General features: G+C 58.7%; 25 protein-coding genes, 1 tRNA gene and 1 pseudogene. 11 read left to right on the plus strand and 16 right to left on the minus strand.

Annotated features, from left to right (window positions below; genetic code table 11):
* Positions 1-898 precede the first annotated feature (898 nt).
* The 5 genes from C0617_RS14560 to C0617_RS14580 form a co-directional block, all read right to left on the minus strand.
* Positions 899-1,852, minus strand: a complete 954-nt coding sequence (locus tag C0617_RS14560; RefSeq protein ID WP_291317766.1) for a phospholipase A — start codon at positions 1,850-1,852, stop codon at positions 899-901.
* Positions 1,853-2,119: 267 nt separating this feature from the next.
* Positions 2,120-2,986 carry an NAD(P)-dependent oxidoreductase gene (locus C0617_RS14565; protein WP_291317767.1) on the minus strand — a complete coding sequence of 289 codons (867 nt, stop codon included), beginning with the start codon at positions 2,984-2,986 and terminating at the stop codon, positions 2,120-2,122.
* 327 nt (positions 2,987-3,313) lie between these two features.
* A complete protein-coding gene (locus C0617_RS14570) occupies positions 3,314-3,829 on the minus strand; it encodes a hypothetical protein (protein WP_291317768.1) in 516 nt (171 codons plus the stop codon).
* 42 nt (positions 3,830-3,871) lie between these two features.
* Complete coding sequence (locus C0617_RS14575; RefSeq protein WP_291317769.1) at positions 3,872-4,381, minus strand: hypothetical protein; 510 nt, start codon at positions 4,379-4,381, stop codon at positions 3,872-3,874.
* A 425-nt stretch (positions 4,382-4,806) separates the two neighbouring features.
* Positions 4,807-5,178, minus strand: a complete 372-nt coding sequence (locus tag C0617_RS14580) for a pyridoxamine 5'-phosphate oxidase family protein (RefSeq protein ID WP_291317770.1) — start codon at positions 5,176-5,178, stop codon at positions 4,807-4,809.
* A 138-nt stretch (positions 5,179-5,316) separates the two neighbouring features.
* On the opposite strand from C0617_RS14580, the gene C0617_RS14585 reads away from it, so the two are divergent.
* Together C0617_RS14585 and C0617_RS14590 are read left to right on the plus strand one after the other, a co-directional pair.
* On the plus strand, positions 5,317-5,736 hold the full coding sequence (locus C0617_RS14585) for a winged helix-turn-helix domain-containing protein (RefSeq protein ID WP_291317771.1): 420 nt from the start codon (positions 5,317-5,319) through the stop codon (positions 5,734-5,736).
* 12 nt (positions 5,737-5,748) lie between these two features.
* Positions 5,749-6,711, plus strand: a pseudogene (locus C0617_RS14590) (PLP-dependent aminotransferase family protein); the annotation flags it as partial.
* Positions 6,712-6,911: 200 nt separating this feature from the next.
* On the opposite strand, the gene C0617_RS14595 reads toward C0617_RS14590, so the two are convergent.
* The gene (locus C0617_RS14595) at positions 6,912-7,301 is read right to left on the minus strand and encodes a hypothetical protein (RefSeq protein WP_291317772.1); all 390 of its coding nucleotides are present in this window, start codon (positions 7,299-7,301) and stop codon (positions 6,912-6,914) included.
* Between the two features lie 61 nt (positions 7,302-7,362).
* On the opposite strand from C0617_RS14595, the gene C0617_RS14600 reads away from it, so the two are divergent.
* Positions 7,363-8,265 carry a metallophosphoesterase gene (locus C0617_RS14600; protein ID WP_291317773.1) on the plus strand — a complete coding sequence of 301 codons (903 nt, stop codon included), beginning with the start codon at positions 7,363-7,365 and terminating at the stop codon, positions 8,263-8,265.
* Between the two features lie 132 nt (positions 8,266-8,397).
* On the opposite strand, the gene C0617_RS14605 is transcribed toward C0617_RS14600, so the two are convergent.
* From C0617_RS14605 to C0617_RS14635, 7 genes are all read right to left on the minus strand, one after another.
* Entirely contained in the window at positions 8,398-9,669 is a 1,272-nt protein-coding gene (locus C0617_RS14605) for a hypothetical protein (RefSeq protein ID WP_291317774.1), read from the minus strand.
* Between the two features lie 37 nt (positions 9,670-9,706).
* A complete protein-coding gene (locus C0617_RS14610) occupies positions 9,707-10,369 on the minus strand; it encodes a CDP-alcohol phosphatidyltransferase family protein (RefSeq protein WP_291317775.1) in 663 nt (220 codons plus the stop codon).
* Entirely contained in the window at positions 10,366-11,493 is a 1,128-nt protein-coding gene (locus tag C0617_RS14615; protein ID WP_291317776.1) for a histidinol-phosphate transaminase, read from the minus strand. Before C0617_RS14615 ends, C0617_RS14610 begins: the two co-directional genes overlap by 4 nt.
* Positions 11,494-11,598: 105 nt before the next feature.
* The gene (locus C0617_RS14620; RefSeq protein WP_291317777.1) at positions 11,599-12,498 is read right to left on the minus strand and encodes a phosphocholine cytidylyltransferase family protein; all 900 of its coding nucleotides are present in this window, start codon (positions 12,496-12,498) and stop codon (positions 11,599-11,601) included.
* A gap of 696 nt (positions 12,499-13,194) precedes the next feature.
* Entirely contained in the window at positions 13,195-14,058 is an 864-nt protein-coding gene (locus tag C0617_RS14625; RefSeq protein WP_291317778.1) for a YitT family protein, read from the minus strand.
* A 286-nt stretch (positions 14,059-14,344) separates the two neighbouring features.
* Positions 14,345-15,010, minus strand: a complete 666-nt coding sequence (locus tag C0617_RS14630) for an NINE protein (RefSeq protein ID WP_291317779.1) — start codon at positions 15,008-15,010, stop codon at positions 14,345-14,347.
* Positions 15,011-15,378: 368 nt separating this feature from the next.
* A complete protein-coding gene (locus C0617_RS14635; protein WP_291317780.1) occupies positions 15,379-16,056 on the minus strand; it encodes a hypothetical protein in 678 nt (225 codons plus the stop codon).
* Between the two features lie 238 nt (positions 16,057-16,294).
* On the opposite strand from C0617_RS14635, the gene C0617_RS14640 reads away from it, so the two are divergent.
* From C0617_RS14640 to C0617_RS14650, 3 genes are read left to right on the plus strand one after another with little or no spacing between them, the layout of a single operon-like run.
* Positions 16,295-16,534, plus strand: coding sequence for a hypothetical protein (locus C0617_RS14640; protein WP_291317781.1), 240 nt, complete (start codon positions 16,295-16,297; stop codon positions 16,532-16,534).
* Complete coding sequence (locus C0617_RS14645; protein ID WP_291317782.1) at positions 16,531-16,989, plus strand: iron-sulfur cluster-binding oxidoreductase; 459 nt, start codon at positions 16,531-16,533, stop codon at positions 16,987-16,989. Before C0617_RS14640 ends, C0617_RS14645 begins: the two co-directional genes overlap by 4 nt.
* 2 nt (positions 16,990-16,991) lie before the next feature.
* Positions 16,992-17,546 carry a hemerythrin domain-containing protein gene (locus C0617_RS14650; RefSeq protein WP_291317783.1) on the plus strand — a complete coding sequence of 185 codons (555 nt, stop codon included), beginning with the start codon at positions 16,992-16,994 and terminating at the stop codon, positions 17,544-17,546.
* 98 nt (positions 17,547-17,644) lie between these two features.
* Here the strand turns inward: C0617_RS14650 and C0617_RS14655 are convergent, their stop codons facing one another.
* Positions 17,645-17,833, minus strand: coding sequence for a hypothetical protein (locus C0617_RS14655; RefSeq protein ID WP_291317784.1), 189 nt, complete (start codon positions 17,831-17,833; stop codon positions 17,645-17,647).
* Between the two features lie 263 nt (positions 17,834-18,096).
* Here C0617_RS14655 and C0617_RS14660 point away from each other — a divergent pair.
* Positions 18,097-18,172, plus strand: a tRNA-Thr gene (locus C0617_RS14660).
* 268 nt (positions 18,173-18,440) lie between these two features.
* Positions 18,441-18,914 (plus strand): hypothetical protein, encoded by a 474-nt coding sequence (locus tag C0617_RS14665; RefSeq protein ID WP_291317785.1) that lies wholly within the window; start codon positions 18,441-18,443, stop codon positions 18,912-18,914.
* Positions 18,915-19,002: 88 nt separating this feature from the next.
* Here the strand turns inward: C0617_RS14665 and C0617_RS14670 are convergent, their stop codons facing one another.
* Complete coding sequence (locus tag C0617_RS14670; RefSeq protein WP_291317786.1) at positions 19,003-19,185, minus strand: hypothetical protein; 183 nt, start codon at positions 19,183-19,185, stop codon at positions 19,003-19,005.
* 188 nt (positions 19,186-19,373) lie between these two features.
* Between C0617_RS14670 and C0617_RS14675 the strand changes: the two genes are divergently transcribed.
* The 3 genes from C0617_RS14675 to C0617_RS14685 all read left to right on the plus strand — a co-directional run bounded on the left by C0617_RS14675 (position 19,374) and on the right by C0617_RS14685 (position 20,686).
* Positions 19,374-19,583, plus strand: a complete 210-nt coding sequence (locus C0617_RS14675; RefSeq protein ID WP_291317787.1) for a hypothetical protein — start codon at positions 19,374-19,376, stop codon at positions 19,581-19,583.
* Positions 19,584-19,716: 133 nt separating this feature from the next.
* Positions 19,717-20,289, plus strand: a complete 573-nt coding sequence (gene rbr, locus C0617_RS14680) for a rubrerythrin (protein ID WP_291317788.1) — start codon at positions 19,717-19,719, stop codon at positions 20,287-20,289.
* Between the two features lie 16 nt (positions 20,290-20,305).
* A complete protein-coding gene (locus C0617_RS14685; RefSeq protein ID WP_291317789.1) occupies positions 20,306-20,686 on the plus strand; it encodes a desulfoferrodoxin in 381 nt (126 codons plus the stop codon).
* Positions 20,687-20,920: 234 nt separating this feature from the next.
* Here C0617_RS14685 and C0617_RS14690 read toward each other — a convergent pair whose 3' ends face one another.
* A complete protein-coding gene (locus C0617_RS14690; protein WP_291317790.1) occupies positions 20,921-21,289 on the minus strand; it encodes a response regulator in 369 nt (122 codons plus the stop codon).
* Between the last annotated feature and the right edge of the window lie 21 nt (positions 21,290-21,310).

Consider the following 21,310-nt stretch of genomic DNA (forward strand, 5'->3'; position numbering starts at 1 on the left):
AAGGCTGTTGCTGGCATGGGAAAGCCTCTGGGTCAGTCTGTCGTAGAACTGAAAGGCGATGATGGCCTTGTTGACCTGCTTGGCCAGCGGTTGAACGTTTGCCAGAATGGCCCTTTTCTCGTCCGTATCCTGAAGGTTTTCCGCAGCCGAGTCGATAGCCTGGATGCTCCCGGCCAGCGAGGTGAAGGTGTCCGCCAGGTGGTCTACGGACTCATCCCCCTCCTTCATGGCCTTTTAGATCTGGGCGACGGCCAGGTTCAGCATCAGTACGGTCTCCCGCACCTGGCTCCAGTCCAGGTCGGGTTTTGGGGGGGTAAATCCTGTCGTATCTTCAGACATGTGGGGTTCCTTTTGCTTCTTGGATTATTAATGTTGAAACGTGTCCGGGGAAATGAGCTTTCATTCCCCGGCCTTCTCTGTGCCCTCAGTGTCTCTGTGGCAAACAAACCACTGTCTATCGTTGCCGGTCCGTTTTGCCGGCCCATTTTCCGGTCCTGAAAACGCGACAACCCCGCCAGGATGGCGAGGCTGCCGACGCACGATCTTGAAACTTGGGGAGACGGCGGGGCGGTACCGGTTTCGTCCCTTCACCGAATGGTGGCCCCCGGAAAGTCACTTCAGGCTTCCCGCTGCCAGGGCGGGCCTGCACACCATGCTTTGCCGAAGGCGGAACGTTTTAAAGTGATGACGAATAGGCCTGTATCGAACCGCCGTGACCCCTTTATCAAAAAGCTTGCCCTTGGTTTACTTGTCGGCAGGCGGGGAAGGGATGTTTAGTTTTTCTCGAAGGGCCGGAGAGCCCGGGGGAAGGGAGGGGGATTGAAATGCGAGAGCCGCTGCGTCGGGCAGCGGCTCTCGTTTCATGTGAAGGGGGCCTGGGGAGGGGCGGCGCGCCTCTTCAGAGCCAGTTGGCGAGGATCAGCCCGAAGCCGATCCTGTTGTTGGAGCTGTCGTATTCGATCAGATTCTCCCCGTAGCCGTTAAAGTACTGAACGTAGCCGTCGAGTTTCTTGTGCAGGGGGAAGCTCCAGTCGAGCTGAACGGCTCCCTTGTTCTCCGAGCGCAGGTTGTTGCGCAGCATCAGCCCCAGGCGCTGCTTGCCCAGGGCGTAGACGGCGTAGAACTCGCCGTGGCCGAGGTACTTGTCGATGTCGGGGTTGTCGTCGTCGGCGCTCTTCTCGGGGATGCGGTACCACGGCCGCAGCGCGAAGTAGAGGTTTCCCCGCTCGAAGGCGAACTGCGCGTAGAGGCGGTTCCAGCTGCGGGAGAGGTCCCCGCCCCGGCCGTTGGACTGATGCACCAGGCCGAGGGTGACCATGCGGTTGCGCACCCCGAGGACCGGCAGGTCGTTGAAGAGGTTGAGGAAAAGCTCGGGCTCGTAGTTGGTTTCCCGGAAGGGAGAGGAGCTTTTCGAGTTGTAGGCCTGCCAGTACGACTGCTGGGTGTAGCCGGCGAAGAGGGTCCCCCGGTCGGCGAATATCCCCTCCCAGAGAGGCATCTTGAAGCTCAGCTGGAACTTGAGCTCCACCCGTGCGACGTCGTCGCCGAGGTCCTGGTAAACCTGCCGGTTGGGGGTGGCGTTGTAGGTGAAGGGCAAAAGGTAGCTCGGCTTGTACGGCAGGAAGGCGAACCGGTTGCCGGCGGCCCGTTCCTCGAGCCGGCGGCGCTGCACGATGGCCGAGGCGGAAGGGTTCGCCTCGATGTCGGCGGCGGAGGGGGGGCACTGGGGCCCTTCGGCGTCGAGGGCCGCCGGGGCCGTGAGGGCCTCCTGGGCGAAGACGGGGGCGGGGCCGGTCGGCAGAAGCAAAAGGAGCAGGAACGTCGCCCCTGCCAAAAGATAGGGTGATTTCATGATTTTCCGGGTCGCTCGGGAAAGACTGGATACGTGATGCCTGTTTCAGAATATTGATCTGCTCCTTTTTGCCACGGGGCGGGCCGCTTGTCAAATTGTGAAATCTCCACCGCTGCCTGTTGACCCAGGCGCCCCCCCCTATGGCCGGATCGTCGTCGAGTCGGCTTCACTCGATCCCCACGACAAAGGGCCGCCCCACATATCGGGGGCGGCCCTTTTTTCTTCAATGTCAAACCGTGAAAGCCTGATCCCCGCGCAGGACCAGATCTACACGCGGAGCACCTTGACCACGGCCGAAAAGTCCTCTTCGCCGCGGCCGTCTTTGACCGCCTGAGCGAAGACCCCGGCCACCGCGTCGGCGGCGGGGAGCTTGAGATCGGCGTTGCTGGCGGCGTTCTGGACCAGCTGCAGCTGCTCCTGGACGTATTTGAGGGCGAGGTTGCGGGAGAAGTCGCCGCGGGAGATCGAGCGCCCCTTGGCGTGGAAGAGGGGGGAGGCGACCCCGCCCGAGTCGAGCACCTCGAGGATCTTGTCGGCCTTGAAGCCGAGCTTCTCGCCGAGCACCAGCCCCTCGGAGAGGGCGACCATCAGCTCGGCCTGGACCAGGTTGACGACGAACTTCATGCGGGTGGCGTCGCCGACGTTGCCGACATGGATAATGTTGATGCCGAAGAAGCCGAAGGCCTCGCGGCAGCGGCTGATCAGGTTCGGGTCGCCGCCGGCGAGGATCGTCAGCAGGCCGTTGGCGGCATGCTCCTTGGTTCCCCACACCGGCGCGTCAAGGAACATCACGCGGTGCTGAATGGCCTGTTCGGCGAGCTCCATGGTCGCCTCGAGGGAGTGGGTCCCCATGTCGACCAGGATGGTTCCGGGGTCGATCCCCTCGAGGACCCCCTCGGCGCCGGGGAGGACCGCCTGCATCTCCTCCTGTTCGGGGAGGATGATGATGACCATGTCCTTCCCTTTGGACGCCTCGAAGGGGGTGGCAGCGGCGGTCGCGCCGAGCTTGACCAGTTCGGCCACCTCGGCGGGATGCCGGTCGTAGATCGTCAGGTTGTAGTCCCCCTTGGTCAGGTTGGCCGCCATGTGCCGCCCCACCGTTCCCAGCCCGACAAAGCCAATCTCTTTGATCATTGTCATCCTCCAGTTAAGATGTCGGAATAAAAAAGATTATATATTCTATACATTTTTGCGGTTAAAAACCACCTAATTCAAAAGCAGGGCCCGGGTAGAGGGGGGGCGGTTCGCCAAAGCGTGAACCACGGCCCCGCCGCGCTCTTATGGTGCACAGCAGGATCCCATAGCCCTGTTTTTCCAGTCCTCGTGAGCACCGGGAATGGCAGACATCCTGACCTCCAGGATCTACCCGGTTTCAGCTGAAACGACATGAGCCCATCTCTGCAGAGATGGGCTCATGTCGTTTTTGGCGGACCGCTGGGTCGCTCCGTTTTCCGGTCCGGTCTACTGGATCAGGATGGGGGAGTAGCCCTTGGCCTGGTAGCCGATGGCCGAGATGAAGGTGTTGCCGACAACCTTGATCTCCGGCAGGATGGCGTCGTTGGGGGTCCCGGTGAGGGCGGTGGCGACGTTGCAGGCCTCGAAGGTGACCCCCATGCCGGCCAGCGTGGTCACCAGCCCCTTGACGTCGTCGGAGGCGGCGCCGGTGACCAGGGTGACGGCCGAGCCGCGGACCGCGACGATGATGTCGGCGGCGGCGCCCTGGGCCTCCAGCCCATCATGGGTCTGCCGGATGACGTCGAGGTAGAGGGCGAGCTTGCCCATCGACGCATCGAAGGTCTCCGGGGTGACGCCGATGTTGACGTCGAAGAGCCCCTTGCCGACATCGACGCCGGCCAGGGCCGCCATGTCGTTGGGGGTGGAAGGCGTCGCGGGTGAGTCGCTGTCGCTGCCGCAGCCGGCGGCGAGGATGAGCAGCGTCAGTCCCAGCAGTAGCAGGAACCCTTTTTTCATGGTCATGATGAACTCCCTTGGGATTGAAGAACGGTTCGCTGGGCCGGGTTACATGATGGGAATGGTGGCGTACCCCTTGTGGTCGCTGCCGTAGCCGATGGCCGAGATGAAGGTGTTGCCGACGACCTTGATCTCCGGCAGGATGGCGTCGTTGGCGGTCCCGGTGAGGGCGGTGGCGACGTTGCAGGCCTCGAAGGTGACGCCCATGCCGGCCAGTGCGGTCACCAGCCCCTTGACGGTATCGGAGGCGGCGTCGGTGACCAGGGTGACGGCCGAGCCGCGGACCGCGACGATGATGTCGGGGGTGACGCCCTGGGCGACCAGCCCTTCATGGGTCTGCCGGATGACGTCGAGGTAGAGGCCGAGCTTGCCCATCGACGCATCGAAGGTTTCCGGTGTGACGCCGATGTTGATGTCGAAGAGGGCCTTGCCCGAGGTCAGGCCGGCCAGAGCATCGCTGTCATCGGGCAGGTCGACGGCCCATGCCGGAGAAGCGGCGAGGAGCAGGGTCAGGGCGAGGGCGGCGAGGAGCCGGATGGGACTGCGGGTGCTTTTCATGATTCCTCCTTGACGGTTGGTGTACGGGCGAAGGGATATTCCGTCCGTACGGGAACGGGAAAAACGTTTGTCCATAGGGGGTGGACCGAAGTCAGAAAGAACATTCGGTCTAATAGTAGGCGGAACGGCCCGGCCCAGTCAATGACAATCCGATTAAACCGCTGCAATCGAAACTGCGGGGGAGGCCGGGGCATGATGCCTGTTTCGGAAAATGGGCGTTATGGTCGTGGGTTATGGGATGGGCGGGGGGACGTCGGCAGGGGGGGGGAAGGGCAGGAATCAGGTTCTTTGTGGCGGTCGAAAAAAGTGCCAAGGCAAGACTCCTCGGCCGTTCTGGGGCGCCAACCCAAAGGGCCGCTTCCCGTTGAAGCGGCCCTTTGGGTTGTTCGAAAAATGCCAGGAATAGCGATCCCGCAAGGCCCGATCTACAACGTCTGGGTGGCCGAGTCAATGGTCACGGCCAATGCCGCCCGCGCCCATCCGAACTTTGCCTTGATGGTGTCAAAGTCCGGGCCGGAGGCGACGAAGGCCGCCGTGCCCTTGATCAGGAAGCCGGTGCCGGGGCCGTTCTTGCCGGCCACCTTGCTGCTGCCAAGGGTCATCAGGACCTTGTTGTTGACGGCAAGGTTCGCCTCGGTGAGTTGCATATAGCCGGCCGGGATCAGGAACCGCCCATCGGCCGTGATTTGAATGTAGCTGTTCCAGGTGTTCACCATGTGCGGATCGCCCCGCCCCATCGTCGCGATGGCCACCACCCCGTCCTTCTTCAGTACCTCGAGTAATTTTTCGGGAATCATCGTCGTTGTCTCCTGTCGTTCGTGTGGGTGTCCTGGCTGACACTTGCCAATGTGTCACCCTCGGTTTAAGCTGTTTCCATGAAGTGCAAGGGGGCAGATGGCTGCAGGCCCCCTGGATTTAGGTTGATTGGAGCGCCTATGTACATCCTGGATACCGATAACCCTGCCCCGCTCTACCAGCAACTCTATAGCCAGATAAGAGAGCGCATCCTGTCGGGGCGGCTGCCCGCCGATTCCAGGCTTCCATCCGTCCGGCACCTGGCCGCCGAACTTTCAACCAGCCGCAACACGGTCGAAGGGGCTTATCAGGAACTGTACGCCGAAGGGTACATCTACAGCAGACCGCGCAGCGGTTATTTCATCTCGGCCCTCGACCAGGAGGCCGCGCCGCTGTCCCTGGTGCACAAGCCGCGCAAACGCGCCCCGCTCCCGGCGCCCCCGCCGCACTACGATTACGATTTCCACCCTGCCCGCCTCGTCCCGGAGAGCTTTCCTGCGCCCCTGTGGCGCAAGCTTTTTACGGAAAGCCTGCGCGAAAGCTCCCGAGATCTTGTCTAGTACGGCGACCCCCAGGGAGAGCGGGACCTGCGCCGCACCCTCCAGCACTACCTGGAGCGTTCACGGGGCGTGGTCTGCGACCCGGAGCAGATCGTCATCTGCGCCGGACTTCAGAACAGCCTCGACATTGTCGCCCAGATTCTGAAGGACAGCCATCCGGTGGTGGCTGTCGAGAATCCCGGCTTCCACCTGCCGCGTTCCGTCTTTCGCAACCATGGGTTTGACGTCGTTCCCGTTCCCGTCGGATCGGGCGGGATGGACCTGGGTGCCCTCAAAACCAGCGGCGGCACCCTTGTCTATGTCACCCCCTCGCACCAGCTTCCCATGGGTTGCGTGATGCCTGTGGCCAACCGGATCACATTGATCGAGTGGGCCGAATCGAGCGGCAAGCTGATCATCGAAGACGATTACGACAGCGAGCTCCGCTACCACGGCAAACCGATCCCCTCATTGCAAGGTTTGCGACCGCAGGGGCCGATCATCTACCTGGGGACCTTCTCCAAAGTTCTCTCCCCGGCGCTGCGCGTAAGCTACATGGTCCTGCCTGATGCCCTCCTCGCCGCCTACCGCCGGCTTTTTCAGGATTATTTTGCCACGGTCTCCCTGCTGGAGCAGAGAACCCTGGCAAAATTCATGGAGCGGGGGCACTGGGACCGGCATGTCCGCCGGATGCGCGCCATCTATAAAAAGAAGCACGACGCCCTGCTTCGAGCCGTCGACCGTCACTTCGGCACCCGGGCCGATGTCGTCGGGCAGGGGGCCGGGCTGCATGTCGTTTTGCAGCTGCCCGAGGGCACCCCGGGAGAGACGGAGATCATTGAGAGGGCACGGCAGAAGGGCATCCGCCTCTTTCCCTTTTCCGCCACCTGCGCCACAGGCGAACCCGCCTCGACCCGGTTGCTGCTCGGCTTCGGCGGGATGAGCGCCAGCGAGTTGGAGCGGGGGATTGCCCTTTTGTCCCGGGTCTGCTTTTGAGGGGGCCACGAGTTCAGGATAGGTAAAAGTTGACCCCGGTTGTAGGTCCAGCTTTGGATATAATTATGGGGGCAGATTTGACCGGCGCGGGCGGATGGGGCGCCTGGCTCGACGAGCAGAGATCATGACGGATAGTGATGGGCGGGGGATAGGGATACGGCCCCCTTTTCCCCGTGGTGGGAAACCTTCGCGCGAGCGGATCAGGCCGCGAGATCGGTCACGGCAGTGTCCGGCTGGGCCGTTTCCTCCTCGACATCTTCGAACTCTTCGCTGTCGACGTACGGTTCCGTCCTTCTCCCGAGGATGGCGATGACCTTGCCGGAGACCAAACCGGAACAGGCGGCGATGACGACAGTGACGACAATCGCGGTCAGCTGGGCGCCGAAATCGATGCCGGAGACGACGAAGGCGGAAAGGCCGCCGAAGATGCCGGGCAGGCCGGAAGCATGGGAACAACAGGCAGAAGGGTGGTTCTGAGGTGCGCGGTCATGGCTTCCTCCCTGAAGGCAATAAAATTCGACGCGGCCATAACACTGTAAAATGTCGAGAGTCAGGAAGGGCCTGGCCTTTGCGACTTCCCCGGACCCCAAGCTTCTCTTGACTTTGTCTGAAATGGAGAGCCATCGTGGGCGGGACGACGCTGCATTGAGTATGGCCGCGAAGCGCGAGGCGGTGAAGATGGTGGCCGACCCCGAATTGGAGTCATGCATGAATATTTTACATATCTCGGATCTGCATTTCGGTCCCCGCCACTGGGAGGGGGACGATCAGCTGCTGCTGGAGAAAATCAATTCCTATGCCGCCGATATTGTCATCAATACCGGAGACAGTACAACCGATGGCCTGGAAGATGAGTATGCCGAGGCGGGGCGCTTTCTGAATGCCATCACGTGTAAAAATGTTATCTCCACCATCGGCAATCATGACAAAAGAAGTATGCGCTCCCATGAACTATTCCGAAAATATATCTACAATTCCGACACTATCTGTATCCCGGAAACGGTAAAAACCACCAAGAAACACCTCTTTCTGAATCGGGAGATAACAAAAGTCAACGAAAATTTTACCGATGTGAATTTTATCAAATCCATTTCTGTCAAGGGCCAAACCCTATTGATTATTAACATCGACTCCAATGAATTGTACAGTGATGACGGATATGTTGAAAAAGAGGTTCTGAGTGCGGTTTCGATGAAAATTGAGCAGACAGAATATGATCTGCCGCTCCTGATGACTCATTATTCGATTCTGGGCACCGACGAGTGTCCGCTAAAAAATTCCGCCTGCCTGATCGATTTTGTACAAAGGCACAACATCAAATACGTCTTTTGCGGTCATACCCACGAGCTGGAACTGATGCGAACCACCGACCTGTATCACGGCCACTCCTTTCACCATTTCATGTGCGGCACCCTGGCCTCCTGCAATCATGCCAACGATGACAACATGTTCCTGTATTACGAAAATTTTGACAGCGATGAGATGCACTTGTATCTGACCCGGATCTTTCTGGAGCGGGGCAAGGTTCATTTCAAGGAGGAAATGGTCTTTTAGGGCGTTCAACAAATCTGCCGGGCTCCACCTGAACAGCCGGCAAAATCGACTCAGCGGCCCATCCCTCACCCTTGGCCCGGTTGGCATCACCGATGTTCCTTAAATATGTCCGGTCCCTGCCGATTCTGGCGACTAATCCCGCTTAACTCCCAGCTCTGCCAATGCCGCCTCGAGCAGCTGAAGTTGGGCCATGTCGTCGGCCAGAAGAATCACGGCGAAGTTTCCGGTCCGTGATAAATCTTCGCAGTTGAAAGGAAACACGGAATTCGATTTGCTGCCGTCGTAAAGTACTGAATCGATCCGTTGGCTCAATTCGACAAAGGTGCAGGGGGTCGTCTTGATCTTGATAAACTTCCAGACCGGAACCGGCCCCATCAATCCTTCAATGTTATGCAGGATCATGTGCACAAAGGAAGAGCCATTAAAGCGGGCATTATTCTCAACCGGGAAGATCCCTTCATCGGTGACGATATAATCGAAACCGGTCACCCCTCGATATCCCGATTCGGCCATCTCGGATACGAGTTTCAGCGATGTCGATGTAATGGCCTCAACGACTTGCGATGAAGGCCCTTGTCCCTTGAGACTGCCGACATGCACCATCCCCTGCTCGCAGAGCTGCTCGATCATGCCGATATGGGTGACCCTGCCGTCCAGACCGACGACCCATTGGTCATTCGGGGTGGACCTGACCTGCAAAAAAGGTTCGATGAGCACGACCTTTTCGCCGCTATCGGCAATGGTCTGGTAGAGTTCGGCAAGGTCAGCGCCCGTTGTCTTGTACAACGACATGCCGGCCTCACCCAGGGTGCCTCGGATGATGACGGTGTCGCGGGTAGACCGGTAGCCTTCAACCAGGCTCCTCATTTCCTCGAAGTTGTCACTACCCTCCGGCTGCATTGCAAAGGCGACACCCTCCACGACCGGCACCTTCAATCGCTGGCACAACGCCTTAAAGGTCGCTTTGTCGTTATGTTTCCACGTATCGGCTTCGGTAGCGCCAAACAGCTCAGCGCCAAGGGCTTTGGCCGCAGCGGCTTCCATTTGGGTCGAGAACCAGGGGGCGTAGACCGGTTTCCCGCCGATCTCGCTGATCTTCTTTTTAACCGGTTCCGGATTAGCCACAATCAGTTCCGAGAGGGTCTTTCCGAGGGGGGGCATGTTGTAAGAAACGACATGGTCTGATCCCAATTTATGGGAGCGCAACCAGCGATGATAGTCCTGATCCAGTTCGCCACGCAAAACCACCAGGTCGCCGGCGCTTGCCGAGGCCAGGGCGCGGTCACTTTTCGCAGTGACTGAGGCATCACGCCGGGGAAATTGGGAAAAGTTATCGACGGCATAAATGACCAGGTCGTCTTTGTTGTCAGAAATTGCGGTTCTTATCGATTGAAGGTCTGTCACTTCGGACTCCCGGGAACGGTATAAAAAAACGTGCGGTTTATGCCGGACAGAGCAATTTCCAGCCGTAGGCCAGCGTCAGCACCAGCGTGTAACCGGTGACGGCGTAATACCAGCGTCCGGCAAATTTAGGGGTCTTGATCGGCGCGACGTTGAGGGCGCAGAGAGCCATCAGCAGTGCGTAGAGCATTGGGCCGAAAACCGCGGGACTGACCAGGCCGTCAAAGAGGAAGAGAAAAACCAGGATAATCACATTGTTGTCGAGGGCCAGACCCCAATAGGTTGATTTGTCCACCAGGCCAAAGACATTAAAATAGCTCAGCCGGATCACGCCGGTCGCGACAACGATAAAGGCTCCGGGGATGTACCAGGGGCTGAAATTGCCATAGCTGAGCAGAATAACAGCGGGACAGATCCCGAAACTGACAATATCGATCAGCGAGTCGAGTTGGCCGCCAAACTCCCCCTGCTCATGGGTTCGACCTTTCATCCGCCGGGCGATAATGCCATCGCTCCAGTCAAAGAAGACCGCCCAGATCAGGCAGATCATCGCTGCCGGGAAATTGCCCAGAAAACCGAAATAGATGCCGAATATTGCGCAGAGGAGGCCGACCAACGAACAGATGTTCGGCAGGTCCTTCGCGTAGCAGAGGATGGCCCTGGGAGTCTCTGGGGGCGTTGGGGTTTGGGGAGATTCACTCATGAACTTTTCTCCGAACCGATAATCACACCTAAGGCCTCAGCCACAACCTTGTTTTCAGCCTGGGTGCGGCTGGCAATGCGGATGTAACGGTCAGATTCCGGCATCGTCTTGCCCTGGCAGTGCTTGACGTAGATATTGTGCTGGACAAAAAGCCTGCGGGCCACCTCGGGACAGGAAGGAGCATGGTCGGGCAGCCGGCAGAAAATATAGTTGGCGTCAGGCCGATAGACCGTCAGTCCATTAATGGCACAGAGGTCCCGATAAAACTGATCTCGATCCGCCCGGACCCGGTCGCAACTGGCAAGAAACTCCTGTTGGTATTCAGGGGCATGAATCAGAAAGGTTTCCGCAAAGCCGTTGAGGTTCCAGATATGCAGCCCTTGACGGACCTGATCGGCAAATGCCGCGTTGGCCGTCAGCATATAGCCGATGCGCAGACCGCAGATACCGTAAGCCTTGCTCATGCTCTTGAAGATCGCCAGGTTAGGGTATTTGGCGATATCCCCGTCCAGGGTTTCCCCGTCGCGATCCCGGGCAAAATCGATGAAAGATTCATCGACGATAAGGATACAGTCGTGCGCGGCCAGCTTGTCCAGCAGGCGAACCAGATGCGCTTTGGGTACCAGCAGTGACGTCGGATTGTTCGGCGACACCACCACCGCAACGTCGGCCTTGTTGCGGATAGCCTCCGCCGCAAACTTATCTACATCGAGCTGGAAGGAAGGCGCATCGAGGGCGAACTCAATTACATTTTCCGTCGGTGCGGCATTGGCGTATTCGTTGAACGACGGCACCGGAACAATCAGCTTTTGGGCGAGGTGGCCGGAGACGATATTGATCAACTCTGCCGCGCCATTGCCGACCACAATCCGTTCCGGCGGCTGGTCGATGAGGGTGCCCACCAGTCCGGCCAGAACATCCTGAGCGACCGGATAGTTCAGCACCAGTTCATTGATCTGGCTGGTCAATTGCTGGAAGAAACGCTCTGGCGGAAAATAGAGATTATAGAGGTAGGCATGATCGATAAAGTCATGCCGCCAATAGCCGCCATGCTGGCGTTCGATGGCTTCAAATTGTTGTTCTTTGTTAGCCGCATCCAGATTTATCGTATTTTGTTCTGTCATGTTTTGTTATTGCCTATCGTTAAAGCGATCAGAACTGACGACTGTCTTACGGTCTTTACACAGAAACCGTCAACCCCATCCCATTTCATTCCCGGAGAGGATCGCTCAATTAGAGGTAGCTAGGGGCAATAATGGGAATACGGGTTTGCCCGGAGTCGTATGTTTCTTCATGTCGAGAGCCTTCTGGGAACGGACCCTGATAGCTTCCCGAAGAGGTGACAGCCTCTCGTCCATAGCTACCTTGACCTTGGAAGGCTCGGGAAACATTTTCTCCGCCGCGCTCAGGTCCTCAAGGGTATCGATCTCATACCAGCGGGCAGCATCAAAGAAAACCGGCGCAAAGGAGATGGTCCCTTCCGCAACCATCTCGGCGAAGATCGACTCATAATAGCCATTCACCTTCCCGGCGGAAATATGTTGATCCAGTCGTTTCTGGATCAACGCCCAGGTGTTCCTGGAGAAGTTGTAGATGTTCACCGTCTTATAATGGCTGGCGTCATTGCGGCTTGCAGTGCCGAGGCAAAAGCCCTCCAACTGTTGCCGTTCATTGAGCGTCACCGTCGTGCCGTTCATCCATGGCAGCATTTTGGAGACAGCAACCCGGTCAGGTTGGAGCATAGGCGTAAGCAGTTCCGGATGAAAAACCAGATCGCTTTCAATCAACAGAAAAGGTTCGTCAATGACTGCTCCGGCAAGCCACAAGGAGTAGATGTTGTTGGTTGTTTTATATCGCGGGCTGTGGATATATGTGATTTCAATATCGGCATGCCGACTGCCCAGATAGTCTTGAATAACTTCCGACAGGTGGCCTGTGACCACAAAGAGCCGATTGAATCCGTGACTACGCAGGGAGCGCATCAACCTTTCAAGGATGGGGAGAGTATTCACTTCGACAAGACATTTGGGTGTTGAATCCGTCAAGGGAGAGAGTCGACTCCCCATGCCGGCGGCCAACAACAAGGCGGTTCTCACCGGGGTACCATCATTTGAAAGGTCACTGTGCATTAACGCTCCTGATGTTGCCTGAGGTGAACAGGGAAAGGAAAAGGGGGGAATCATGCCCGGGTGGAGCAACCGTCACTGTGCTCAGCCGAAAAACAAACGACATAAGGTCGCTGGCAGGCTAAGAAACTGCACCAATACAGGTGAGAGAACAAGCCTGTGCATGGTGGCTGAACGGATAAAAGACGAGCGGTGTTCTTTTTCCGGGGTGCGAGAAAGAACCTGTATGGGACCTGAACGGTTGAAAGTATTGAGTGTTCTTTTTAGTGAGTACGAGAAAGAGATTGAGAATGGAGACTGGAAAGGTAGAAGTGAGCTTTTTGGCAGGGCTTATTGCGGGAAACGAACGTCGCCTCACAACATGTTACGTGACCAAGGCTTTAAGATATAGCACTTCACCGAAACATGCAAGGGTAATGCTGTCAATAGGGTAGTGCTGCACAGTCTTTGAAAATCGACATTAGAGCCTGAGGGAGTTCCGGGGGATGGGTCTTGGGGACATTCTATGGTCCAGACGTCAACAGGAAAAGAGCGGGGGGGGCGTGGAGGCGAAAAGGGGACTGATTTGTTTTCGGAAAAATCAAGAGTAAAGATGCGCCGCAAAAGCCAACGGCAGACTTGACCCCTTTGGCACTCCTTGTGGGAGTGCCTTAAAAAAGTGTTACGGCAAGACTTGAACCCGCCGCTCCGTCCGGATCTTCAATAGAGCTTGCGCCGGGAAAAGGACGAGCCGATGACGTTGAAGGTGTTCTCGACGATGAAGAGAGCCTCGGGGTCGAGGGTGAAGACGATCTCCTCCAGCCGTTTCAGCTGAATGTTGTTGATTACCGTCATCAGAACCCGCTGGGGGGACTTGTTGACGGCGCCGCTTCCCTCGAGAAAGGTCGATCCGATCTTCAGCTTTTCGAGGACTTCGTTGGCGATGCCTTCGGATTTCTTGGAGATGACCAGGGTCAGCTTGCGCTCGCTGAAAAGCGCCAGCACCTGGTCGACGATGTTCGCCGAGACGAAGGCCATGATCAGCGAGGCGATTACCAGGTCGGCGTCGCGGGTCAGGAAGCAGATGGCGAACAGGAAGACATTGAAGATCAGGTAAAAACGTCCGATGCCGACGTTGTAGCGCTGAAAGCAGATCACCGCCAGGACGTCGATGCCGCCGTTCGAGCCGAGGGAGCGCAGCACGATCCCGGCTCCCGCCCCGGAGATGGCGCCGCACGTGACGGCGGCGTAGAGCTCGTTGTGGATGGTGAAAGTGACCGGCAGCAACGAATAGGAGAGGCCGGTGACCAGCATCGCGTAGAGGCTGTAAAGAATAAAACGGCGGCCGATCATGGTCCAGGCGAGGACGAACATCGGGATGTTGTACACGATGTACCAGGTGCCTGCGTCAAGGATGCCGGTCAGCTGCTGGGTCAGCACCGAGATCCCGAACAGCCCAGCGGGGATGAAGCCGTGGCTGAGGGCGATCCCCTTGATCGCCAGCGAGTAGATAAGGGAGCCGCTGGTGATGAGTAAAAGGTTCCAGAGGACGGAATAAGCATAATCCTGGCGGTTGATATTCAAGGCTCTTCCTCTCTGGCCGAAGATTCGGGGATGGCTGGGGCTAACCCGTAAGAAGTTTATGGGAGGTTGGTGAGGGCGTCAAGGCGGGGTCCTGAAGGGGCAAGGCGTATTAGCAATGATTAAATCTGTCTCGGTTTCTTTGGCTTATCCGTTTCCGGCCCTTTTGTATGATGGTGCCTAAAGAAAAAAGGGGACGAAGAAAAAAGGGGACGGATTTATTTCTGTGCGAAAATAAATCCGTCCCCTTTTTGTCTCTTTATATATTTGTTACGCTCACCAATATGAATTATTCGATAAATTCAAAGCCATCACCTAGTAACCCATCACCCTGTAACCCATCACCAATGTCACCTGAAAGCAGACTGATCATTTCCGTCTTTGATTTCTGTCTAATTACGGAGGAATCGGGACTAGCTGAATAAGCCTCATCACCATCATCATGATAGGAAATGATTAGGTAATCATCACCGGAATCGAGGGCCATATAATAAACTGTTACTTTATTAGATACGCCACAGCTTAACTGCTCAGCCCGTACCGGGTAAGTCATATTGTCCGCAAAATATGCCTCAGCTTGAGTTTTACAATTTTTCAAATCAGACTTAGCCGCAGAGTTGAAAGCCTTTAACCGATAGGATGAAGATTTTGGAATGGCTATGGCTGCAAGAATTCCAACTATGACAAGACAGACAAGAGGAAGCACAACAGCGAGAACAATTGCTGCTCCACTGGTTTCAGGATAACGCTGCTGTAGTTCTTCTTCACTCTTAAAACAGTAGATAATAAATTCAATCAGTGCGACAAGTCCGGGGATATAGGTCCAACAAAAAAGAAGATAAAGAATACCGAGCCCATATTTTTTTTGATAGAACCTATGTCCTCCAAAACCACCTAAGAAAAAAGTAATTAGGAGCAATGCGACTTTGTTGATCCTCTTGTTTGGCGCAACCATGGCTATAACCCCGCAATCTGGGCAATTTCAGCCTTAACATTCATTTCATTACCACATTCAGTACAAAATTTCTTCTCTACACTCGCGACATTGCTCATCATTCCCACTCCTTTTTAAGATTTGATATAAATAAGATATTAAAAAATGTCTTTGGGGTCAGGTTTTGCCGTGCCGCTTTTGAGGCCTGGGATCAGACCCGAAAGCCTGCATCCCCCGAAAACCAAAAGCCGCCCAACCCGTCAACGACAGGCCAAGGCGGCTTAGAAATTTATCGGCCATCCCCTCGCAAAACCATCACACCCCGCATCCCATGAAATATTTCACATAAGCTACGCCTCCATCTCGGGGATGTCAAGGATGTCGTACAGTTAGTCCTCCCGCGTCGCCAGCCAGATCATGTGTAGCGATCCTTGTTTCCCATCGGACAGCACCCGGGCCTGTCGCACCGAGAAGCCGGCCTTTTTCAACCGTTGGGTAAAAACGCGGTCGGGGCCGGCCGACCAGATGGCGAGTATCCCTCCGGGCCGCAGGGCGGTGTAGGACTCGGAGAGCCCGTCGAAGCTGTACAGCCAGTTGTTCTTCTGGCGGGTCATCGCCTCGGGGCCGTTGTCCACGTCGAGCAGGATCGCGTCGAACGCCTTGCGCTCGGCCCGCAAAACCTTGGCGACGTCGCCCACCCGGACCGTGGCCCGCTTGTCGTCGAGGGGGCGGCCGGCGTGCTCGCCGAGGGGGCCGCGGTTCCACTTTACGACCTCCGGTACCAGCTCGCCGACCACCACTTCGGCGTCGTCGCCGAGGTGGCGCAGGGCCGCGGCGAGGGTGAAGCCCATGCCGAGGCCGCCGATCAGCACCCGGGGCTGGGGGCGATTCGCGACCCGGGTGCAGGTCAGCTTGGCGAGAGCGTCCTCGGACGAATGCTCCCAGGTGTTCATCAGCTGGCCGCCGTCCTGGATGTCGATGGTGAAGTCGTTTTCGCACTGGTGCAGGCAGAGTGCGCCGTCGGTGCCGGGGATCGTGGCGGTGTCGAGGAGGGTCCAGTGATTCATCGGGGCATCTTCCGGTAGGGTTGGCGCCGGCTTCGGGTGGCGCGGCGTCTCTCAAGATATCTGAATGGCGCCTTTTGCACAAAGAAATAGTGACTCCCTGCCGGTGCGGCCTCCCTTCCGATCGCCTCGAAATCTTAATCCCTGATCGATTTTGTCGGGCTTTTGACCCCGGTCATGTTTCCCCGTCCCCTTTTCGCCTATCCTGGCATCAACAAACGGGAACAAAAGGAGCGCAACCATGAATCTCCCCCACGGCATCGGCCGGCAGGCCATCAACAAGGTGATCGAAGAGCATCCCGCCATCGGCGAGATCCTGCAGAAGCACGACATCGGCTGCGTCACCTGCGGGGTCGGCATCTGCCTCCTCGGCGACGTGGTCACGATCCACGCCCTCGGCGACGAGGCCGAGGCCCGGATCGAGCGGGAGATTGCGGACTATCTGAATACACAAGGCAACGACAAAGGAGAAACAAGATGAAGAATCTTGCTTGCGGTTGCCCGGGCTCCCAGGTCCGCACCATCGAAAAGAAAGAAACCGACGTCGCCGGACCGGCCGGCCGCCTCGCCTCGGAGCTGCGCCAGTGGCCGACCCAGCTGCACCTGGTGCCGCCGACGGCCCCCTGGCTGCAGAACGCGCACCTGCTCATCGCCGCCGACTGCGTCCCCTTCGCCTACGCCGAGTTCCACCGCGACTTCATCAAGGACAGGGTGCTGGTCAACGCCTGCCCGAAGCTCGACGACACCAGCCCCTACGTGGAGAAGCTGGCGGCGATCATCCGCAACAACGACATCCAGTCGGTGACCGTGACCATCATGGAAGTCCCCTGCTGCCGGGGCATGGCGATGATGGCCCAGCAGGCCCTCGCCCAGTCGGGCAAGGAGATCCCCCTGGAGATCGCGGTGATCGGGGTAGGCGGCGAGAGGAGGAGCTGATCATGAAGACCGACGTGACACGGGTGATGGTCGAGGAGCACAAGCTGATCCTGCGCATGATCGCGCTGGTGGAGAAAAACACGGCGCTGCTGGAGGCGGGCCGGTTCCGCCACTGGCAGTTCTACCTCGACGCGGTCGATTTCATCCGCAACTACGCCGATCGCTACCACCACGCCAAGGAAGAGGACGTCCTCTTCGTCGAGCTGATCCGCAACGGCATGCCCGAGAAGAACTCCCCCATCGAGGCGATGCACATGGAGCACGAGCAGGGCCGGGCCCACGTGAGGGCGGTGGAGGAGGCGGCGCAGAAGGCGCTGGCGGGCGAGCCCGGCCAGGGCGCGGTCATCGCCGAGCACGCCCGTGGCTACGCCGAGCTGCTGCGCGGCCACATCGCCAAGGAGGACGACATCCTCTACCCCCTGGCCGAGCGCGTCCTGCCCGAGGAAGTGCGGCCGGGGATGCTGGCCGCCTACGAACAGGCCGAGGCGCGCACCCCCGGGCTGGAAGAAAAATACCGACTGATGGTCGAGGGGTACGAGGCGCAGGCCGCGGTGTGAGGGGGGGGCGATCTCCGGACAAAAAAAAACCTCCTGATCGGAGGCTCTTCTGAATCATGGCCCACCCGTCCGGGGCGGGCCGATTTCATCCTCGGCCTTTAATCCTCGGCCTTGCAGTTTTCGGCGATCCAGGTCTTGTGCTCGCCGTTCACGTCCACCTCGAACTCGTAGTCTTCGGGGTGGCAGGAGAGAATCTTGCCGATCTTGTGGGTCACGATGTGCTTGACGTGCGCCTCCTGACCCGACTGGACCTTTTGACAGAAACTTTCGAATTCGGCGTGTCTCATTGTCGACCTCCCTGCGCAGGGTTTTCGCTCCGTACTCTTGCCTGTCTGCTACGACTCAATTATACCACCCCGGAATAGAGTTTCAGGGTTTGGCAGGGCGGAAGTTTATTCGCGCGATCGGGGGGTTGCGGGGCCCGAGGACGTGCGGCTCATGAAGGGCTGCCGGGTCGGGCCCGGCCCCGGCCCTGCCGCCCATCCATTGCCCGGAAAGAGATTGACAGCCCCCGGAAATTGCGGTAAATACTGGACCGCAATTACAAATTGCCGCTGTAGCTCAGCTGGTAGAGCAGCTCACTCGTAATGAGCAGGTCGTCCGTTCGAGTCGGATCAGCGGCTCCAGTAAGACAGAAGGGCCCGCGCGACAGCGCGGGCCTTTTGTCATTTCCGCCAGGCGCTTCGGGCCTTTCCGGCTTTTCGGGCCTGAGTTTCCCCTCATCCGGCATTTACAAATCTTTACAACAAAACACCCCTCCTTAACGTTCCCGCCCCCCTGTTTGCTTTAGAGTGGAAGTAGAAGACAGGTAACGAAAAAAGCCGGGGAACGAACCCCGGTTCGGGCCCGTGGCCCAGCCCGCCGCTGAGCCCGCACCCAAGAAAGGAGGACGAGATGAGATCCCTGAAATCAGTCCAGACCCTTTCGAGCCCTCGTGTTCTTGTTGCAGCGCTCGCGGTTGCAGTGACCTCTCTGCTTCTGACCGCTCCCGTCGCCAGGGCCGGCGATGTGGACCTGAGCTTCTCGGTCGGCGTCCCCATCGTTTACAGCGCTTATGGCGACCACGGCTACCTGGTCATTTCGACCGGTTCCTGGGGCGCGGGGTACGGCCACTACTACGGCACACCCCATTTCCGCTACGGGATTCCGCAACATCATGCCATCAGGTCGCATCGTCCCTACGGGAAGCGCCACATCTACTACGGCAAGCACTATCGCCCGTACGGGAATGACCACCGCTCCTTCGTCAACCACCGCGGGCACGGCAAGGGCGGCCGCTTCTACGGCAACCACCGCAGCCACGGGGGCCATCGCCACCAGCAGATCGACCGGTACCAACGCCGGAACTTCCGGGGCCACCGCCGCTAGAAAGAGCAAAGAAGCAGGCCCGGTCGGAAAATTCGACCGGGTCTGCTTTGTTCTGCTCTCTCTGCCCACCGGTGGCGTCAGGCAGTGCCTATCTGGCCCTGCGCCGTCCGAACCCCAGCAGCAGGACCAGCGCCGCGGCCGCGCCGAGCGCCGGCCAGAAGAGGGGCGAGCCGGTTATCTGGTCGAGCGCCGGCGGGATGGTGTCTCTCCACCATTCGGCGGCGTCGAAGCGCACCTGGATGGTCCTGGTTTCGAACAGTTCGGACCGCATCGCCGCCCTCCCTTCCCCCGGGGTGTTTGTCCCTATTATATCCTGCGAAATCCGTTTTGCTCCCCCCGCGCGTGACGTTGACAGCGCCGGCAAAGGTGTTAATGGTTTATAAGGTTGTATTCTCCCACCGGTCGGACGGGACAGGGTCACGCCGGCGCCTGCCGGGGGGCATTTTTTGTAGGAGGGCGATGAAGAGACATTTCTGCCACAACCCCCGCTGCCAGTTTCACGACGTGCCTTTCGACGGTCTTTCCCCCTTCATCCATAGGGCGGGCGGGGGAGGGCGGATCGACCGCTTTTCCTTCAAGGACATTTCCGGGCATGTGATTCACCTCTGCGGCTGTTGCGCCGGTTCCAGGAGAGGCCACCCGGCCCCTCCGTCGCAACTCCGCCACTAGCCTCCGCCATCCCATTCGCTCCTTTCGGACCGGGCGTAAACGGGCCGCTTTTATCCCCGGGAGATTGACCCGTGGGGGAAGTGTGCTAGAATTTCCCCGTTTAATGAACTTTTTGCCCAAAGGAGTGACGTGCATGAGCTTGAAAGGAACCCGGACGGAAAAGAACATCCTGACCGCCTTCGCCGGCGAGAGCCAGGCCCGCAACCGCTACACCTACTTCGCCGGCAAGGCCAAGAACGAGGGGCTCGTGCAGATGGCGGCGATCTTCGAGGAGACCGCCGACCAGGAGAAGGAGCACGCCAAGCGGCTCTTCAAGTTGCTGGAGGGGGGCGAGGTGGAGATCACTGCCGCTTTCCCGGCGGGGATCATCGGCACGACCGCCGAGAACCTGAAGGAGGCGGCGGCCGGCGAGTGCTACGAGCATACGGAGATGTATCCCTCCTTCGCCAGCGTCGCCAGGGAGGAGGGCTTCGAGGAGATTGCCACGATCTTCATGGCCATCGCGGTGGCCGAGAAGCAGCACGAGAAGCGCTACCGGGCCCTGCTGGCCAGCCTGGAAGCGGGCCGGGTCTTCAGCCGGCCCGAGACGGTGACCTGGCGCTGCCGCAACTGCGGCTACCTGCACGAGGGGACCGGGGCGCCGGAACTCTGCCCGGCCTGCGCCCACGCCCAGGCCCATTTTGAACTGCTCGCCGAAAACTACTGACCACAGGGAGGAGATCATGGCCGAACAACTGGAAGTCTACAAATGCGCAGTCTGCGGGAACATCGTCGAGGTGCTGCACGGAGGGGCCGGGGCCCTGGTCTGTTGCGGGGAGGAGATGGCCCTGCTGAAGGAGAACACCGTCGATGCCGCGAAGGAGAAGCACGTGCCGGTCATCGAGAGGGGACCGGACTCCATTACCGTCAAGGTCGGCAGCGTCGCCCACCCCATGGAGGAGGCCCATTACATCGAGTGGGTCGAGCTGATCGCCGACGGCAGGGTCTACCGCCAGTTCCTCCAGCCGGGCGGCAAGCCGGAGGCGACTTTCCCGATCACCGCCGACAAGGTCACCGCCCGGGAGCACTGCAACCTGCACCTGCTCTGGAAATCAGAGGGCTGAGGCTGCGGAAAAATCTGGTAACGGAAAAAGGCACCCTGCGCGGCGGGGTGCCTTTTTCCGTTGCCTGATTCGTACATGTCTTCCGCTCGACCCTTCTCCAGGGGGAGAAGCTGGCCGAAGTCCGGATGAGGGGGCTTGGGTCAAGACACGGCGGAAGATGGATGCCAGACAGGTTTTTTTTCTCTCGAGGGGCATGCCGGGGTGGCAACGGGGACTGTCGCCCGGAGGGGGGGGTTACTGGGTCAGGAACTTGTCGACCTTCTCCTTCAGGTCGCTGATGTCGAAGGGCTTGCCGATGTAGTCGTCGGCCCCGGCGGCGAAGGCGTCCTCCTGGTCCTGGGCCTGGACCTTGGCGGTCATGGTGATAATGGGGCAGGCGGCTGTCAGGGGGTCTTCCTTGAGGGCCTTGGTGTTCTCGTAGCCGTCCATGCCGCCGGGCATCATCACGTCGAGCAGGATCACGTCCGGTTTTTCGGAGCGGGCGATGGCGACGGCCTCTTCTCCGCTGTCGGCGTGGAAGAACTGTCGACCCCCGCCCTTGAGGATGATCTCGAGCAGGCGTTTGACTTCGGGCTGGTCATCGACGATCAGAATCTTTTTCACGGCTCTCTTTCGGTTCTCGCC

The sequence above is a fragment of the Desulfuromonas sp. genome (genome assembly GCF_002868845.1).
Taxonomy (GTDB): Bacteria; Desulfobacterota; Desulfuromonadia; order Desulfuromonadales; family BM501; genus BM501.